Genomic DNA, 19,018 nt, shown 5'->3' on the forward strand with positions numbered 1-19,018 from the left:
ATCTTGCAATAAATTATACATTTTTTTGCTATTTATTAGATTTCATAGACTTTGACTACCTGGCTATTCTTAAAAATAGAACATAAAGAAGTATGAAAACAGCTATAAATTCATTACTCCCAAGCAATCACGTTGACCAATGCCCAGCCATTGAAAATAACAATGGGGGAAGATACACAAAAATTGGATGAAGTTGTTGTTACTGCTTTGGGTATCAAACGTTCTGAAAAAGCACTTAGCTATAATGTGCAGAAAGTTAACAATGATGCTTTAACTTCCGTAAAGGATGCTAACTTCGTCAATAGTCTAAACGGAAAAGTGGCTGGTGTGAATATACAACGCAGTGCTTCCGGTGTAGGAGGTAGTACTCGTGTTACAATGCGTGGTAACAAATCTATTAGCGGAGATAACAATGTTCTATATGTAGTTGATGGTGTACCAATTGGTAATCAAGCTGACAGAACTGGCGACGGAACAGGATTCGGAAGCGGCAGAACTTCAGGTGAAGGTATCGCCAATTTCAATCCGGATGATATTGAAAGTGTGTCAGTATTGACTGGACCGTCTGCTGCAGCATTGTATGGAGCAAGTGCAGCAAATGGAGTAATCTTAATCAATACGAAGAAAGGCGAAGCTGGAAAAATGCGTATAGATGTATCTTCTTCAGTAGAGTTTATGACACCGCTCACAATGCCTAAATTCCAAAATAGATATGGAATATCAGGAAACTATTATTCGTGGGGAGATAAACTGGAAAATCAATCATCGTATGATCCTAAAGACTTCTTTGAATTAGGGGCAACCTTTAATAATTCATTTAATCTTTCAACCGGAAACGATAAGAATCAGACTTATTTTTCGATTGCTGCTGTAAATTCTGATGGTATTGTCCCCAATAACAAGTACCACCGTTACAATGTGACATTGAGAAATACTGCTAAATTCTTGAATGATAAGTTGACATTAGATGCATCTGCAAGTTATATACGTGAGTATTATAACAATATGATTTCTTATGGAACTTATTTTAATCCAATTGTTGGCGCATACTTATATCCGCGCGGTGAAGATTTTGAGAAAGAGAAGTATTTTGAACGCTATAATAGTGAACTCGGATATTCTCAACAGCAATGGAGTCCCGGAGATTTTGGCATGGATATACAAAATCCATATTGGATTGCCTATCGTAACATTCGTCCGGAAGTAAAAGACCGTTATATGTTATATGCCTCTTTAAAGTACGATATTACCAACTATTTGAATGTGGCAGGTCGTGTACGTTTAGATAATACATATACTGAAAAGGAAGATAAACGTTATGCATCTACCATAAACACATATGCTAGTACAAACGGACGCTATACATACTCTAACGAGACGTTTCGACAGAAATATGCAGATATAATGGTAAACTTCGATAAACAGTTTGCTGAAATCTATCATGCTACGATCAATGCAGGAACTTCTTTCGAAGAATATGATACAAAAGGACGTGGATATGGAGGGCAGTTGCTATTAGTACCGAATAAATTTGTATATAGCAATATAGACCCGACGCAGAGCACCGCAAGTCAAACCGGTGGAGACAGCCGCAGGAGAAATTTTGCTGTATTTGCTTCTGCTGAGTTATCATGGAATTCGGCCTTATACCTAACCTTGACAGGGAGAGCCGATAAGCCTTCTCAATTGGTAAACAGTGATGATCCGTGGATTTTCTATCCTTCAGTTGGTTTGTCTGCCATCGTTACTGAACTGTTACCCAATAATATTAAAGAGAAATTAGAGCCAACTTTAGGTTTCCTGAAAGTCAGAGCTTCCTATACAGAGGTAGGTTCGCCGATCCCCTATACAGGGTTAACTCCTGGAACTCTCACTCACGAACTTGAAGGAGGAACCTTTAAACCTTTTAAATATTATCCGATTTCCAATCTGAAAGCTGAAAGAACTCGTTCTTATGAAGTAGGTCTTGATTCCAAATGGTTTAATAATACAATAACTTTCGGAGTTACGTATTATCATTCAAATACATATAATCAGTTACTGAAAGCTACATTGGGTAGTAATTTTGAATATATGTTTGTACAAGCCGGTAATGTCCAAAATAGAGGACTTGAATTAAGTTTAGGATTTGACAAGAAATTTGGTGATTTTAATTATAATACAACGTTCACTGCGACGACAAATAAAAATAAAATAATCCAATTGGCACGTGATGTCTTGAATCCGGTAACAAATACCTTGATAGATTTAACGGATATTCAGGTTGGGCGTTTCCGTTTGAGAGAAGGAGGAGAAATTGGTACTGTATATGCAAATGAATGGCTAAAAAGAGATGGTGATAATTATATAGACTATCAGCCAGGTCAGGCATTAACTACAGAAACCACCTCACCCTACAAGCTAGGTAGCGTGAACCCTAAATGGAATTTGGGATGGCAGCATGGATTTAGTTACAAAGGATTTAATCTTAACTTGTTGTTCACAGCTCGTATTGGAGGAATCGTAATATCTAAAACACAAGCTATGTTAGACAGATATGGAGTATCTGAAGCATCAGCAGATGCACGTGATGCAGGTGGTGTATCATTAGGATATTTCAAAGTTGATCCAAAAACTTATTATGATGCAGTTTCTAATTTGGATGCCTACTATACATACTCAGCAACTAATGTGAGATTGCAGGAAGCCAGACTAACTTATACTTTCCCCAATAAATGGTTTAAAGGAACTGTTAATAATTTGAGCTTGTCAGTATACGGTACTAATTTATGGATGATATACAATAAGGCCCCTTATGATCCTGAACTAACAGCTTCCACTGGTACTTTTGGTCAAGGATACGATTACTTTATGTTACCCAGCCAGTCTACTTATGGATTGAGTTTGAAATTTGGATTCTAAAATAAATAAAGGAATTGAATATGAAAAAATATATAATTCTGCTTTTGGCACTTTGTTCTATGTCAGCTTGTGATTATGAAGCTGTCAATACCAATCCTTACGGTGTCTCCGATGGGGAATTAGGTCCTCTTAAATATGGTGCCCGTTTCATGAATATGCAGCAAAGAGTGATCCCTATAGGTTCACCTAGTTTGACAACTGGACCTGGAAATGATTTACAAAATACTGATTTGATATCTTCCGGTAACTATATTGGTTATTTTGGCAATAATAATAATTGGGGATTTAATAATGAGGCTAATTGGAATTTTACAGATAGTAGAATGAATTATGCATATCAGAACTTTTACTCGCAAATCTTTTTGCCCTGGAATGAAATATATGAAATCGCTAAAGATTCGGATTCCCCATCAGAACAAGCTATATTGGAGATTGCTAATATTGTCAGAAATATAGCATGGTTGCGAGCTACAGACGTTTTCGGTCCTATTGCTTATAACTCAGCAGGTGATGGAAGTATTGCGCCAAAATTCGACAGCCAGGAAGTTGTTTACAGAAGCATGCTGGCTGATCTGTCAAAATCAGTAGAATTGCTGAATACAATATCTTATAGTGTGATGGCTCAGTACGATTTGATATACAATGGCAATGTTCAAAACTGGGTAAAACTGGCTAACTCATTAATGTTGAGAATAGCTGTCAGAGTACATTTTATAGATGAGACTTTGGCTAAAGAATATATTACGAAAGCATTAGATCCTAAAAATGGCGGTGTTATCGAAGATATTTCAAGTGAAGCAAAGATCAAAAGTTCTGATAAAATGCCATTGCTGAATTCAATGTTAGCATCTGTCAATGAATATAACGAAACAAGAATGGGCGCCACTATTTGGGGATATTTGGATGGATATAAAGACCCTAGGTTAAGTGCATATTTTACTGAAGGAACATATGGTTCTGGCAGTTGGGCGCAAACAGGTTATTTTCCGGTTGCACCGACGAATAGTAAATCTAAATCAGAAACCTCATATTCTGCAAAATTTGCATCGCGTCCGAAAGTAGATTCCAATTCTCCTTTATATTGGTTCAGAGCATCCGAAACTTATTTTCTGAAAGCAGAAGCTGCTCTATACAATTTGATAGGTGGTGACCCCAAAACGTTCTATGAACAAGGAATAAATATTTCATTTCAAGAGCAAGGAGTCAGTGGAGTTGCCACATACCTGTCAGGAACAGGTAAACCAACCGGACTCACTGGTAGTAATTACAAATATGGCACTTATAACCATGATTTAAGCATTGGAAATACTTCACCCAAATGGGATGATTACACAGGAAATTTGAGTAAGCAAGAAGAACAGTTACAGAAAATTATTACGCAAAAATATCTGGCACTATATCCGAACGCTGTGGAAGCCTGGACCGAATATCGCAGAACCGGTTTCCCATATTTAATGAAACCTATGGATGAAGCCGCTCCTGGAAGAATTGGCGCCTCAATAGAAGATTGCAGAGTTCCTGAACGCTTTAGATTTGCTCCTACAGCCTATAATTCCAATCCTAATATGGCTGAAATTCCAACATTGCTGGGAGGTGGAGATATAGGAGCTACTAAATTATGGTGGGTACGTTCAAACAGGCCCAAACAACCTAATCAGTAATAATGATATTCATTTTTAAGAAAAGAAAATTATGAAATTATTAAAGTATTTGTGTATAGGTATATCTGCCTTAAGTATACTAAGCTGTTCTGACTGGACATCTGAAGAAAGAGAGGTTTTTGAGAATCAAGAAGGAATGCACCGTCTGATTCCCCTAATAGAAGCCCAAACTGAAGAAGATCTTACACCGACCATGCGTGAATATTTCGCTCAAATAAGAGAATATAGAAAAACTCCTCATGTGAAAGGCTTTGGTTGGTTTGGTAACTGGACTGGAAAAGGAAACAACGCTCAAAATTATTTGAAGATGTTACCCGATAGTGTAGATTTTGTATCTCTCTGGGGAACAAGAGGTTACCTTTCTGATGAACAGAAAGCAGATTTGAAATTCTTCCAGGAAGTGAAAGGAGGAAAGGCGTTATTATGTTGGATTATTCAAGATTTGGGAGATCAGCTGACTCCTAAAGGATTGAATGCAACGCAATATTGGGTAGAAGAAAAGGGACAAGGAAACTTCATTGAAGGAGTAAAAGCATATGCAAATGCTATTTGTGATAGTATTGAAAAGTACAATCTTGATGGTTTTGATATTGACTACGAACCTGGATATGGACATTCCGGAACTTTAGCAAACTACCAGACAATCAGTCCTAGCGGTAATAATAAGATGCAGGTTTTCATTGAAACTTTAAGTGCCCGCCTACGTCCTGCTGGAAGAATGTTAGTTATGGATGGTCAGCCGGATCTCTTATCTACAGAAACTTCAAAATTGGTTGATCATTACATCTATCAGGCATACTGGGAATCAAGTACTAGTTCTGTAATTTATAAAATAAATAAACCGAATCTGGACGACTGGGAGCGTAAAACAATTATTACCGTTGAATTTGAACAAGGGTGGAAAACTGGTGGCATAACTCATTATACAAGTGTGCGTCCTGAATTGAACAGTATGGAAGGGAATCAGATTCTTGACTATGCAACACTCGATTTGCCCAGTGGTAAGAGAATAGGTGGTATAGGTACTTATCATATGGAGTATGACTACCCGAATGACCCTCCTTACAAATGGTTGAGAAAAGCCTTGTATTTTGGTAATCAGGTATATCCTGGTAAGTTCGATTAATATTAAAGAATGACTATTATGAAAAAGAATATTTATTTAGCTGTTCTGTTATTCTTAACAGGTTGTCAAAATGAGTTATATAAAAATCCTTTGGATGATTTTCAAAGTGAGCAAGGAGTATATATAGCTAATAACAGCGTATTACAAAGCTTTGTGGAAGAAGGCAAAGATGTGGAAATTAAAGGGCTGCAAGTAGCTTTAGCTGTTCAAGATACTAAAGAAATAAAAGTTACATTGGAGGCTGGTAATCAAGCTCAGTTAGATGCTTATAATGCTAAAAATGGAACTAACTATATAGTACTTCCTAAAGAGATGTATGAGATCTCACAGAAAATAACATTTATGCCTCTTTATGCAATGATGGATGTTCCTATTTCTTTGAAGAATGTAAAATTCTCACTAGAAGGTAACTATGCTTTGCCTATACGTATTACAGGAGGTGACGTGAATATTATCAGAGGGCAAGAAGAGACTTTACTTGTACTTGAGCAAAGAGTGAATACAAAAGCGCTCCGGATAAGTACAAGTGGAAGTGGTTCGGGGAGCGAGGATGATAAAATGTTCCCTAACGATTTCAAAGTTGATCAATGGACAATGGAAGTTATGGTCAATAGGGCTAGTTACAAAAGTAACAATCGTTCTATTTGTGGAACTAAATTGGTTGCCAATGCTGGTCCTATGGATGAGATTTATACTCGTTTCGGTGATGTAACTATTAACCCTAATCAATTACAAATTAAGACGGGAAGCTCTCAGATTGATGTTCCCGCTGACAAATTCTCTGCACAGCCTGACACTTGGTATATGTTAGCTTTCGTATATGATGGTCAAAAGAATTATGTATACGTGAACGGAGTGCTGGTTGCTGACCGGGAAATCAGAACAGGTCCTTATGGATTGATTGGCTTTTGGATTGGTGGTTCAAACGAGCTGATTCGTGAGGTTCGTTTTTGGAAAACGGCCAGAACTTCGCAAGAGATAGCTTCGAATATATGGAAGATGGTAAATCCTGACGATGACAATTTACTGCTTTATTATCCATTGAATGGGAAGAAGAGGGATAGTGCTACCGGAGAAATTACAGAGGATGAGACTCTGCTTTGGGACTGGAGTAAGAATGGTAAGAATTTACCCAAGCCATCAAGTTATTCTTTTGATGATAACAAAGGGAACGGGTTTATATTCCCACCGCAAGAATAGCAACAAACTACAATAAATTGTACATATAGAAAAGGCTGCCTTTGGAATGAGGCAGCCTTTGTTTTTACTATACATTGTAAATAATAACAACATAAATAAAGAGACAGAACTATCCACTCAACAATTCATATATTTACACAAATATACAAATTATCAAATACAAATATCAATGGTTATATTTAGTATGAGATGTTCTTCTCTCATACTACTCCGCATATCTCCCAATCAATCACGCTTGCCAACGCCCAACCCCTAAAAGTCACAATGGGTGAAGACACGCAAACCTTGGACGAAGTAGTAGTTACTGCGTTGGGTATCAAACGTGAACAAAAAGCGTTGAGTTATAATGTACAGCAAGTAAAGGGAGAAGCTTTAACAGCGGTGAAAGATGCCAACTTTATCAATTCGCTTGCAGGTAAAGTAGCCGGTGTGCAGATAAGCAGCGGTGCTACAGGTGCCGGTGGTGCTACACGTGTTGTAATGCGTGGTATGAAGTCATTGACCAAGAATAACAATGCTTTATATGTGATTGACGGTGTACCTATGTTTAACACAGGTTCAAGTGGTGGTGACGGTCAGTACGGATCAATGGGTGGTTCTGATGCAGTAGCAGACTTAAACCCGGACGATATAGAAAGTATAAGTATGATGACCGGACCGTCAGCTGCTGCCCTTTATGGCTCTGCCGCAGCCAATGGAGTAGTCCTGGTTAACACAAAGAAAGGGAAAAAAGAAAAGATATCACTTACTGTTTCCAATAGTACGACCTTCTCCAAGGCATATATTATGCCTGAGATGCAGAACAGATACGGAACAAGTTCAGGCTTGTTCAGCTGGGGAGATCTGACAGATAAAAGATATGATCCGAAAGACTTCTTCAATACCGGTAGTAATATTATAAACTCCATTACATTATCGACAGGAAGCGATAAAAATCAGACTTACTTCTCAGCTTCCACGACAAATTCAGATGGTATTTTACCAAATAACAGCTACAACCGCTATAACTTTACCGCACGCAATACAACTAACTTCCTGAATGATAAGCTGACACTGGATATCGGTGCGCAATATATCATACAGAATAATACCAATATGGTATCTCAGGGACAATATTACAATCCCCTACCCGCTTTGTATCTGTTTCCACGCGGAGATAATTTTGATGAAATCCGCCTGTACGAACGTTACGATACAAATTACGGATTTATGAAACAATACTGGCCTTATGGCGACGGCGGACTGTCTTTGCAGAATCCTTACTGGACTCAAAACCGCATCAGACGTACCTCTGACAAAAAACGCTATATGCTGAATGCCTCTCTGAAATGGAAAGTTACAGACTGGTTAAATATCACCGGACGTGTCAATTTGGACAACTCGGATTATCGTAACAAAACAGAAAAATACGCTTCAACACTTGCCACTTTCTGCTCTGTCAATGGTGGTTTTGAAGATGCTATGCGTCAGGAACGTTCTTTATATACCGATTTAATGGCTACTGTTGATAAAACATTCGGAGATTTCCGTCTGAATACCAATATAGGTATGTCACTTTATCACACTTCCATGCAGACAATCGGCTTTGCTGGTGACCTGATTATACCTAACTTCTTTGCACTGAATAATATTAATTACGCTGCAAACTATAAACCACTACCGGACGGATACGATGACGAAGTACAAAGTATATTCGCTAATGTCGAATTAGGATGGAGAAGTCAACTTTACCTCACGTTGACCGGACGTAATGACTGGGATTCCAAACTGGCTTTCTCCAATCAGTCTTCATATTTCTACCCTTCTGTCGGCTTATCGGCTGTACTGACGGAAATGTTCGCTCTGCCTAAAATCATATCTTATGCAAAAGTACGTGGTTCTTACACAGTTGTAGCCTCTTCTTTCGACCGCTACCTGACTAACCCGGGATATGAATATAACAGCCAGACTCACAACTGGGCAAACCCGACAGTTTACCCGATGGACAATCTGAAACCGGAGAAAACCAAATCATGGGAAATCGGTCTGAACTTGAAGTTCTGGGAAAACCGCTTCAATCTGGACGCAACCTATTATCGTTCCAATACTTTAAACCAGACATTTAAAGTAGATATTCCCTCTTCCTCCGGATATAATAAGGCAATCGTTCAGACTGGTAATGTACAAAACCAAGGAATCGAACTGGCGCTCGGCTTCACCGACGAATGGGCAGGATTCAGATGGGCATCAAATGCTACTTTCACTCTGAACCGCAACAAGGTAAAACGTCTGGCAGGCGGTAGCACCAACCCTGTAACGGGCGAACTGATCGATATGCCAAACATGCCTGTAGGATGGCTTGGTAAAGAGAATGTAGCTCCCCGAGTAATCTTGACAGAAGGAGGTACAATGACCGACATATACGTGTACAATGAATTAACCAAAGATAATAACGGAAATATAAAAGTGGATGCTCAGACCGGAGGACTTAGTATGCATACGGCAGAGACTCCTACCAAAGTCGGAAATTTGAACGCCAACTATAATTTAGGCTGGACCAACAATTTCACTTACAAAGGAATCAATCTGGGAGTCGTACTTTCCGCACGTGTAGGTGGTCTGGCATACTCAGCCACGCAAGGTGTTCTGGACTACTATGGCGTATCAAGTATCACGGCAAATGCACGTGACAATAAAGGTATACCAATGAATAACGGAAAAGTAGATACACAGAAATACTATCAGACCATCGGTACCGGTGAAGGCGGTTACGGAAGATACTATTTATACAGTGCCACCAATGTCCGTCTTCAGGAACTCAGTCTTAGCTATACACTTCCCAAGAAATGGCTGAACAATGTAGCCAATGTAACCTTCGGGCTTGTAGGACGCAACCTGTGGATGATCTATTGCAAAGCACCGTTTGACCCTGAATTGTCTGCTTCTACATCCAGTAACTACTATATGAATGTGGACTACTTCATGCAACCAAGCATGCGCAATATAGGATTTAATGTAAAAGTACAATTCTAAATTAATGAGAAAATTATTATGAAGAAATATCTAAGAAATATAACAGTCGGTACTGCTTTGGTATTAGTTGCCGGGAGTTGTACCGGTAATTTTGAAGAATACAACACCAATCAATTCCAGATTCATGAAGCTGACCCTTCTACTTTGATGAAGTCAATGATTGAGACGATCGTAAACATTCAACAGAATGACTCGCAGATGATGGATCAGATGGTCGGTCAGTTAGGAGGCTATCTGACATGTGCGAATGTATGGAGCGGCACTAACTTCGGCACATTCAATCAAAGTGATGCCTGGAATGCAGGTCCCTGGAATACTAATTTCGAGAAAATATACGGTAATTTCTTCCAGATACAGGAAGCAACTAATGAAAGCGGGCACTATTATGCTTTTGCACGTATGATACGGGCCATAACCATGCTGCGTGTTGCCGATTGTTACGGTCCGATGCCCTACAGTCAAGTGAAAAAAGGTAACTTCTATGTAGCTTATGACACAGAAGAACAAGTCTATAAGAATATAATGGAAGATTTTGCAAGCGCTGCCAACGTACTCTATAACTATTACAAAGATACCAATGGTAACGCACCGCTCGCCAGCAACGACCCTATATTCAGCGGCAATTATGCCAACTGGGCAAGACTCGCAAATTCCATGCGACTGAGGGTGGCTATCCGCATCAGTACAGCATATCCGGAGATGGCAAAAGAAAATGCGGAAGCTGCCGCATCTCATGAAGCCGGACTGATCGAAGCAAATAATGACAATGCCATGATGGATTGCGGCTCGCAGACAAACCCTTACCAATTGGCAGCTGTAAGCTGGGGTGATTTGCGTGTCAATGCCAATATCGTTGATTATATGAACGGATACGGTGATCCGCGTATGTCTAAATACTTCAACCATTCAACATTCACTGGTCACACTCAGGAATATGTGGGCATGCGCTCCGGAGAAGATGGTTTTGCCAAAAGTGACGTTGCAGGTTATTCCATACCGGCCATCACAGGAACTTCAAAGCTATTGGTATTCTGCGCTGCTGAAACAGCATTCCTCCGTGCGGAAGGCAAACTGAAGAACTGGTCTGTCGGCAATAAATCGGCTAAAGAGTACTATGAAGAAGGAATCAAACTCTCCATGGAACAGTACGGCACAACAATGCCTGACAATTATCTGACAAATACCGAAAAACCGACAGTATCACATAATAATGATCCCAGAGGCCATGCATATACCATCTCCAACACCGTTGCCGTTGCATGGAATGACAACAATGAAGAAGAAAATCTTCAGCGTATCATTACTCAGAAATGGATAGCCAACTATCCGTTGGGACTGGAAGCATGGGCTGAATATCGCCGTACCGGTTATCCGGAACTCTATCCTTGCATCGACAATCTGTCTCCATCAGGAGTAGACAGCAAGCGTGGTATGCGTCGTCTGAGATTCCCTTACACGGAAGTACAGAACAACCATTCCAATTATCAGCAAGGTGTTTCGTATCTGAAAAATGGTGGTCCGGATAATGAAGCCACAGATTTGTCGTGGGGAAAAACTAATTAATATAACCTCCTAACTAGAATTAATATGAAAAAGAATTATTTACTATATTTTTTATTGTTAGCGTTGAGCACCCCAATATGGGTGAGCTGTAATGACTGGACAGAATCAGAAGCAAAAGATTACTTCGAAGGTCCTTCAGAAGAATACTATGCAGCCCTGCGCGCATATAAAAAGTCTGATCATCCCAAAGCTTTCGGATGGTTCGGCAACTGGACAGGCGAAGGCGCTTCATTAGTAAACAGCATGGCAGGAATCCCGGATAGCGTGGATGTCGTTTCCATCTGGGGGAATTGGTCGAATATTACAGAAGCGCAAAAGAAGGATCTCAAGTTCTGTCAAGAAGTAAAAGGAACTCGCTTCACCATGTGCTTTATCATCACTTCGGTAGGTACACAGATCACTCCACAACATATATATGACAATTGGGAGTCAATGGGATTCGCAAGCCAACAGGAAGCTGTTAATGATTTCTGGGGCTGGCCTTCGGACGAGTCTGATAAAGAAGCCGTCGAAGCATCTATCCGCAAATATGCAAATGCTATCGCTGATACGATCAACAAATACGGCTATGACGGATTCGATATCGACTACGAACCAAACTATGGTAATAAAGGTAACATTGTGGACGACGATGACAGAATGTTCATATTCGTAGACGAACTTGGCAAACACTTCGGTCCTAAATCGGGAACCGGCAAGTTATTGATCATTGACGGCGAACCGCAAAGTATAAAGAACAGACCCGATGTAGGCCCTTACTTTGATTACTTTATCATTCAGGCCTATAAACCCGGTAATGACAACAATCTGGACAAACGTCTGATAGACGGTGGTGTAGCAGGTCCGGGACTCGTTCAGACTTACGGTAGCGTAATGTCCGAAGAGCAAATCACAAAGATGACCATCATGACCGAAAACTTTGAGGCTGTAGATGCTGCTATGGATGGCGGATATCCTTATACCGACCGTTATGGCAACAGCATGAAATCTTTGGAAGGAATGGCACGCTGGCAACCGAAAAATGGTTTCCGTAAAGGCGGAGTAGGAAGCTATCATATGGAAGCAGAGTATCCGACAAATCCGGAATACAAGAATCTACGCAAAGCTATCCAGATTATGAATCCTTCTACCAAACCGTTAATTAAATATTAATTCACTATGAAACAGATTAAAAACATAAGAAACTTCTTGTTGATATCGCTTATCGCAGGCGGTACATGGATCGGCTGTGACGATGCGAATTATAGTACATTGGACACGCACGTCTTCTTCGAAGAAGCTTTAACTGCAACAAGCACCAAAGTGACTGTTATGGGCAGCGGTGAAACCAATGTCACACTGAACGCGCATATCAGCAATACACAACAGAAAGACAACAGCTATAGTCTGGCAATAGATCAGGCTGCTCTTGACGCATACAACAAGGCTAATGGTACAAACTACATCGCATTGCCGGAAACCCATTACACCCTTCCGGACAATATTACGATTAAAGCAGGCGCTTATAATGCAGATCCCATTTCCATACATATCAAAGCATTCTCCGAGGAAATGAATGCATCCGGTGAATCATATGCTTTACCCGTACGCCTGGTAGCAAAACAAGGTAGTATTGATGTAATGCCTGTTACCGGTAGCTTGGTGATTCTTGCCAATAGTATCATGGAATTTTCCGCCCCGCAATTTGTTGGAAGTACAGAACTCGTAGCCCAGAAATTCTCTGAAGCTCCTGAAACCTACAACGAGTTTACTGTCGAAGTTCGTTTCCAGGTAAGCAATACTGCCAATCGTAACCGTGCAGTATTCAGCACATCCGGCAGCGACGGCAAGAGCTTGTTATTGCGTTTCGAAGATCCGCAAAGCGACAATAGTGACCACAAAGCTCACTCATTAGTTCAGATTCAGACTCATGAAACCTATCTGAATCCGACCTACTCTTTCGAACCTAATAAGTGGCAACATCTTGCTGTGACATACAACGGTTCTAAATATCGTATCTATATTAACGGTAAAGACGGAGGTTCAAAAGACGTTGCCGGCGGGCCTTGTATATTTGGTAATATGAGTTGGTTCAGTGGCGGTAGCTGGTGGAGCGGATGTAAAATCTTGGTAAGTGAAGCCCGTATCTGGTCTGTATGCCGGTCGGAAATTCAGATTCAGAACAACATGACTATCACAAGTCCAAAATCTCCGGGATTAGAAGCTTATTGGAGATTCAATGAAGGTAAAGGTAATGTATTTGAAGATGCTACCGGTAAAGGGCATACTATTACCACAACAGTCACTCCTGTGTGGATAGATAAGATTCTGTCTACAGATGAAGCTACTCCATGGAAATAAAATGATGGTACAATTTTAATATAGTTACTATGAATAAAGTATTTCAATCAATAATCATTACACTCATGAGTGCAATGATCCCTTTCTTCTCATCTTGCAGCGATGATGATTCGGTCAACGAATGGGATATGAGCTATGTTTCTTTATTGCCGGCAGATTATTTGAGACCGACTCCTTCGTTTACACTAAAGCATGTGGAAGAAGAAGGTATTGAAGGCAGTGTTGAGTTTCAGTTTATGGCTACAACACAAAAAGCTGTTACCCAGGATATAAATGTACACTATAGTGTCACCTGTGATGGTATAGATGCAAACAAAATCAATCTGTCTGCCAAAAATCTGTTGATAAAAGCTGGTTCTACAGCTTCAGAACCGATTACTTTGAGCATCACAGACTGGAAGTATCTGGAAAATACCAAAGAAGCGCTTGAGTATACTCTGAAAATAAAAATCGCAGATATCGAATCAACATCGGCGGAAGTTACTAATGCAGCATACTATCAGGAAATAGTTCTGAAAATCTCTAAAACCGCAGAAAAGAAAAAGGAAAGTGTGCTACTGACCAACGTCAAAGACTGGATATTCACCTTTATGACCGGAGTAGAAAATTCGGCATCAAACTCTGTCGCAGGAACAGGAACGAATGACGTTGCTACAAATGGAGTACCTTTCTGGTTGACAGTTGACTTCAAAGAAGTTAAAAACGTCACAGGCGTTCAAACAACCCATTGGGGAGCCGGATATGCTCCTTCAAAAGTGGAAATATTCTCTTCGGAGAATGGAGATGACTGGGTATCCATCGGACAATGGGATACTAAAGGAAGAACTCAGACTATCACATTCGACGAGCGGGTTAAGACACGTTACCTGAAGTATCAGATGATTACTGTTCCCAGCCGCGTAGATATCACAAGGTTCTATATTTATGCATGGTAATAAGCGTATGGAATAAGTTTTCCATCAATTAAATATCGGACAAGAGCAGACTTACAAGAAAAATGTATAAGTTTGCTCTTGTTTTTATATAGAGCTACAATCCACCTTTAGCAAACATAAATTAGATAAAATGAAAAAACATCATCTATTAGGAGTCATTCTTTTATGCAGTGGACTATTTTCCTGTTCTTCAGGAGTTATTCAGCAGGCAAACTACGAAGTTATTCCTCTGCCTCAGGAAATCAAAATTACGACCGGAAGCTTTGTACTAAATGACCGTACTTCCATCGTCTATCCGAAAGATAACAAAGAAATGCAGCAAAATGCAAATCTGTTGGCGAAATACATTCATCAGATGTCCGGCAAAAAGCTGAAAGTCATTGACGAGCCAGTCACTTCAAACGCAATAATCTTAGCAACAGGTCTGAATGCAGACAATGCCGAAGCATATCAACTAAAAGTAACCCAAGACAACGTAACCATCACAGGTACTTCAGAAGCAGGAACTTTTTATGGCATACAGACTTTACGGAAGTCACTCCCAATTACAAACAAAGGAGACATAAGCCTTCCTGCTGCCGAAATTAACGACTATCCACGTTTCTCCTATCGCGGAGTACATTTAGATGTTTCACGCCATTTCTTCCCGGCCGACTCTGTCAAACGCTTTATTGATATGATGGCTTTACACAATATCAACCGTCTTCACTGGCATCTGACCGATGATCAGGGATGGAGAATTGAAATCAAAAAACGTCCGGAGTTGACCACTATCGGTTCCAAACGCTCGGAGACAGTCATCGGACATAATTCTGGAGAATATGACGGCATTCCCTATAGCGGTTTTTACACACAGGATGAAGCTAGGGAGATTGTAAAATATGCACAGGAACGCCATATCACAGTAATACCGGAAATTGACCTTCCGGGACATATGCAGGCTGCGCTTGCTGCTTACCCCGAATTGGGTTGCACGGGCGGCCCCTATGAAGTATGGAAAATGTGGGGAGTATCAGAAGATGTGCTCTGTGCCGGAAATGACAAGACACTGGCATTTATAGAAGATGTCCTGAATGAAATTGTAGATATTTTCCCATCCGAATATATTCATGTCGGCGGTGATGAATGCCCGAAGGTACGTTGGGAGAAATGCCCGAAATGTCAGGCACGTATCAAGGAACTGGGACTAAAAGCCGATAAAGATCACACAGCCGAACAAAGGCTTCAGAGTTATATCATTAATTATGCTGAACAGTTTCTTAACGGCAAGGGACGTCAGATCATTGGTTGGGAAGAAATACTGGAAGGAGGACTGGCACCCAATGCCACTGTGATGTCATGGAGAGGTATAGAAGGAGGAATTGAAGCAGTGAAGCATAAACATGACGCAATCATGACACCCAGTTCATTCCTGTACTTCGATTACTATCAGACCATGGATACAGACAATGAACCGCCTGCTATCGGAGGGTATGTACCTTTAGAAAAGGTATATAGCTACGAACCGGTTCCTCAGATACTCACTCCCGAAGAAGCTAAGCATATCGTAGGCATACAAGCCAACTTATGGACGGAATATATCCCTACTTATAGTCAGGTAGAATATATGGAACTCCCCCGTATGGCCGCATTATCAGAAGTACAGTGGACTATGCCGGAGAAAAAGGAATATGCGGATTTCCTGAAACGATTACCCGGACTGATCGCTGTCTATGACATCAATCAATATAACTATGCCAAACATATCTTCCAGGTAAATTCCCAATATATCCCTGATACCGAAGCCAACGTATTGAATGTTGCCTTATCCACTATTGATAATGCTCCGGTCTACTATACACTCGATGGCAGTGACCCCACAGCCAGTTCCAATATATACACGGACACACTGAAAATCGGCCAAAGCTGCACACTGAAAGCAATCACTATCCGTCCCAACGGCAGTAGTGCAGTGTTGAAAGAGGATATCAAATTCAACAAAGCCACCATGAAGCCGATCACCATGCAGCAGCCCATTAATGAAAAGTATAAATTCGAAGGAAAGAATACACTCATTGACGGACTGGCAGGAAGCAGAAATTACCGTACCGGACGATGGATTGCCTTCTATCAGAACGATCTTGAAGCAGTGATTGACCTGCAACAGGAGACTCCGATAAGCAAAGCATGGGTACGCACCTACGTAGAAATAGGAGAAGAAATTCTTGATTTACGCGAACTTTCCGTAGCCGTATCAAACGATGGAAAAGAGTACAAAGAAGTAAAATCCGAAGTTTACCCCGCCGTCAGTAAGGAAGATAAGAATGGCATCTATACCCATGAACTTTCTTTCGATACAGTGCAGGCACGTTATGTGAAAATAACAGCCCGTCCGGAATATAACATACCGGCATGGCATTGGGGTAAAGGAAGACCGGCATTTATATTCGTAGATGAAATAGGGCTGGAATAAAACTTAAAAAGGTATGTCGCTGGGCGACATACCTTTTTTTAACATTCTCTTTATCCTCTTTATTTTTTAGACAATCGAATAATCCGTCCTTCCTTCTTATAGCTGAAGTGATTTGTATGCATCAATACATTCAATATTTCGTCCGGAAGATTATCAGTAGAGAATTCACCGGTGAACCGTTCGGTCTTCAGACTTTCGTCATCATACACAAACTTCAAGTCATACAGTTTCTCCATAATATTTGTAATCTCCAGCAATGAATGTTGCTTAAATTTCAATTTTCCGTTAATCCACAGAAGAACTTCGGTCGGCTCGGCATATTCTATTAATTCAGCCTGATAGGTCGTTGTATTAATGTTCAACGTTTGTCCCGGTTTCAGCAGATAGCCATTATTGACGGTTCGCGGAGATTCCATTCGTACAGAACCTTGTAACAGAGTGGTCACTACCCTGTCCTCTTCTTCACGTGCCCGTACATTAAACTTTGTACCCAATACACAAGTCTTAATATGCTTCGTATTTACAATGAATGGAGCATGCTTGTCACGAGCCACTTCAAAGTAAGCCTCACCCGACAAATCAATCTGACGATCCGTACTCCAGAAAGAGTTACGGTAAATAAGCTTCGTAGATGCATTCAGCCAAACCTTACTACCGTCCGGAAGCACTGTTTGCGCTCTCTGTCCACCGGTAGTCATCACTGTATAATCAGAAAGTTTATTGGAAAGCAATCCCCACGCAATTCCGCCTGCGAAAACAAGACCTGCCAGAAAAGCGGCTGCCGCGGACGCATAACGTCCCCATCGAACCGATATACTTCTTCGCTTGGCTTTTTTCTCCTTTTCACGTACGAGCGACTTAAACTTCGTCAGTGACGCTTCTGTGTCTACAGCATCCATCACTGCCATACGGTCGCCTACAAAAAGGGTATAATATAGCTGCTCTAGTATTTGTCGGTTTTCCGGTGCTTCTTCACACCATAGTTCTACCTGCTGACATTCTTCGTCATTGCATCCTCCCCTCAGGTAGTTCATCAAGATAGATTCATCCATGTTCAATCATCCTTTTACTATAAAAAAATATAATACCTCTGTTATTAATACAGTTGGCAGCGCAAATATACTAAACTAAAAAAGAAAAAAATATTTTCTCCCGTTTTATTTCGTTTCTTTCATTGCTTTCATTATTTTTGCTCTGCATAAAAAATAATGAAGAATGCAACAACCTCCTATATACCTAGATATTAACAATAATAAATCTATCATCAATGCCTTGAAAGCAGGCGAAGAATATGTATTCGACGCTGTCTACAGGCATTATTTCCGTAGATTGTGCGCCTTTTGTTCGCAATATGTCAGCGAGCAGGAGGAGATTGAGGAGATTGTACAGGACACGATGATGTGGTTATGGGAAAACCGCTGTAACCTTATGGAAGAGCTTACATTGAAAACGCTTCTCTTTACTATTGTCAAAAACAAAGCTCTGAACCGTATTTCCCATTTCGAGATCAGACGAAAAGTACATCAGGAGATTACAGAAAAATTCGAGAAAGAATTCGACAATCCTGACTTTTATCTGGAAAATGAGTTGTTCCGCCTTTATGAGAATGCTCTGAAACAGCTTCCCAAAGATTATCGGGAAGCATACGAAATGAATCGTAATCACCGGATGACCCATAAAGAAATTGCAGAAAAGCTGAACGTCTCTCCCCAAACCGTTAACTATCGTATCGGACAGGCTTTAAAGCTATTACGCATTGCCCTAAAAGACTATTTGCCTTTATTTATTCTTTATTTCGGGCTTGACATATTCAAACAATCATGAAACA

Annotated in this window: 12 protein-coding genes; 11 read left to right on the forward strand and 1 reads right to left on the reverse strand. The window is 40.4% G+C overall.

Annotation, left to right across the window (positions count from 1 at the left end; translation table 11 throughout):
• Positions 1-108 precede the first annotated feature (108 nt).
• From NBH01_RS16655 to NBH01_RS16700, 10 genes are all read left to right on the forward strand, one after another.
• Positions 109-2,901 (forward strand): SusC/RagA family TonB-linked outer membrane protein, encoded by a 2,793-nt coding sequence (locus NBH01_RS16655; protein ID WP_081013459.1) that lies wholly within the window; start codon positions 109-111, stop codon positions 2,899-2,901.
• Positions 2,902-2,921: 20 nt separating this feature from the next.
• Positions 2,922-4,562: a SusD/RagB family nutrient-binding outer membrane lipoprotein gene (locus tag NBH01_RS16660; RefSeq protein WP_011107593.1), complete on the forward strand. Its 1,641-nt coding sequence runs from the start codon at positions 2,922-2,924 to the stop codon at positions 4,560-4,562.
• A 31-nt stretch (positions 4,563-4,593) separates the two neighbouring features.
• Positions 4,594-5,688, forward strand: coding sequence for an endo-beta-N-acetylglucosaminidase (locus tag NBH01_RS16665; protein WP_074855777.1), 1,095 nt, complete (start codon positions 4,594-4,596; stop codon positions 5,686-5,688).
• An 18-nt stretch (positions 5,689-5,706) separates the two neighbouring features.
• Complete coding sequence (locus tag NBH01_RS16670; RefSeq protein WP_008765829.1) at positions 5,707-6,888, forward strand: DUF1735 and LamG domain-containing protein; 1,182 nt, start codon at positions 5,707-5,709, stop codon at positions 6,886-6,888.
• Positions 6,889-7,077: 189 nt separating this feature from the next.
• Positions 7,078-9,900 (forward strand): SusC/RagA family TonB-linked outer membrane protein, encoded by a 2,823-nt coding sequence (locus NBH01_RS16675; protein ID WP_250700198.1) that lies wholly within the window; start codon positions 7,078-7,080, stop codon positions 9,898-9,900.
• Between the two features lie 18 nt (positions 9,901-9,918).
• Positions 9,919-11,463, forward strand: a complete 1,545-nt coding sequence (locus NBH01_RS16680) for a SusD/RagB family nutrient-binding outer membrane lipoprotein (RefSeq protein WP_008765834.1) — start codon at positions 9,919-9,921, stop codon at positions 11,461-11,463.
• 24 nt (positions 11,464-11,487) lie between these two features.
• Complete coding sequence (locus NBH01_RS16685) at positions 11,488-12,615, forward strand: glycoside hydrolase family 18 (protein ID WP_008763540.1); 1,128 nt, start codon at positions 11,488-11,490, stop codon at positions 12,613-12,615.
• A 6-nt stretch (positions 12,616-12,621) separates the two neighbouring features.
• Positions 12,622-13,803, forward strand: a complete 1,182-nt coding sequence (locus tag NBH01_RS16690; RefSeq protein ID WP_016267699.1) for a DUF1735 and LamG domain-containing protein — start codon at positions 12,622-12,624, stop codon at positions 13,801-13,803.
• 29 nt (positions 13,804-13,832) lie between these two features.
• Positions 13,833-14,738, forward strand: a complete 906-nt coding sequence (locus tag NBH01_RS16695) for a DUF4999 domain-containing protein (RefSeq protein WP_011107597.1) — start codon at positions 13,833-13,835, stop codon at positions 14,736-14,738.
• Between the two features lie 130 nt (positions 14,739-14,868).
• On the forward strand, positions 14,869-17,190 hold the full coding sequence (locus NBH01_RS16700; RefSeq protein ID WP_225694041.1) for a glycoside hydrolase family 20 protein: 2,322 nt from the start codon (positions 14,869-14,871) through the stop codon (positions 17,188-17,190).
• 59 nt (positions 17,191-17,249) lie between these two features.
• Here the strand turns inward: NBH01_RS16700 and NBH01_RS16705 are convergent, their stop codons facing one another.
• Positions 17,250-18,242, reverse strand: a complete 993-nt coding sequence (locus NBH01_RS16705; RefSeq protein WP_008765837.1) for a FecR family protein — start codon at positions 18,240-18,242, stop codon at positions 17,250-17,252.
• A gap of 163 nt (positions 18,243-18,405) precedes the next feature.
• Here NBH01_RS16705 and NBH01_RS16710 point away from each other — a divergent pair, with 163 nt between their 5' ends.
• Positions 18,406-19,014: an RNA polymerase sigma-70 factor gene (locus tag NBH01_RS16710; protein WP_008765839.1), complete on the forward strand. Its 609-nt coding sequence runs from the start codon at positions 18,406-18,408 to the stop codon at positions 19,012-19,014.
• Positions 19,015-19,018 lie beyond the last annotated feature (4 nt).

Source organism: Bacteroides sp. B1-V-101 (genome assembly GCF_023656585.1).
GTDB classification, from domain to species: domain Bacteria; phylum Bacteroidota; class Bacteroidia; order Bacteroidales; family Bacteroidaceae; genus Bacteroides; species Bacteroides thetaiotaomicron.

Excerpts from the sequence above, each read along its gene's own strand:
- NBH01_RS16670 (WP_008765829.1), top strand. The coding sequence starts at position 5,707 with ATGAAAAAGAATATTTATTTAGCTGTTCTGTTATTCTTAACAGGTTGT.
- NBH01_RS16705 (WP_008765837.1), bottom strand. The coding sequence starts at position 18,242 with ATGGATGAATCTATCTTGATGAACTACCTGAGGGGAGGATGCAATGAC.
- NBH01_RS16685 (WP_008763540.1), top strand. The coding sequence starts at position 11,488 with ATGAAAAAGAATTATTTACTATATTTTTTATTGTTAGCGTTGAGCACC.
- NBH01_RS16710 (WP_008765839.1), top strand. The coding sequence starts at position 18,406 with ATGCAACAACCTCCTATATACCTAGATATTAACAATAATAAATCTATC.
- NBH01_RS16665 (WP_074855777.1), top strand. The coding sequence starts at position 4,594 with ATGAAATTATTAAAGTATTTGTGTATAGGTATATCTGCCTTAAGTATA.
- NBH01_RS16700 (WP_225694041.1), top strand. The coding sequence starts at position 14,869 with ATGAAAAAACATCATCTATTAGGAGTCATTCTTTTATGCAGTGGACTA.
- NBH01_RS16690 (WP_016267699.1), top strand. The coding sequence starts at position 12,622 with ATGAAACAGATTAAAAACATAAGAAACTTCTTGTTGATATCGCTTATC.
- NBH01_RS16675 (WP_250700198.1), top strand. The coding sequence starts at position 7,078 with ATGTTCTTCTCTCATACTACTCCGCATATCTCCCAATCAATCACGCTT.
- NBH01_RS16695 (WP_011107597.1), top strand. The coding sequence starts at position 13,833 with ATGAATAAAGTATTTCAATCAATAATCATTACACTCATGAGTGCAATG.
- NBH01_RS16680 (WP_008765834.1), top strand. The coding sequence starts at position 9,919 with ATGAAGAAATATCTAAGAAATATAACAGTCGGTACTGCTTTGGTATTA.
- NBH01_RS16660 (WP_011107593.1), top strand. The coding sequence starts at position 2,922 with ATGAAAAAATATATAATTCTGCTTTTGGCACTTTGTTCTATGTCAGCT.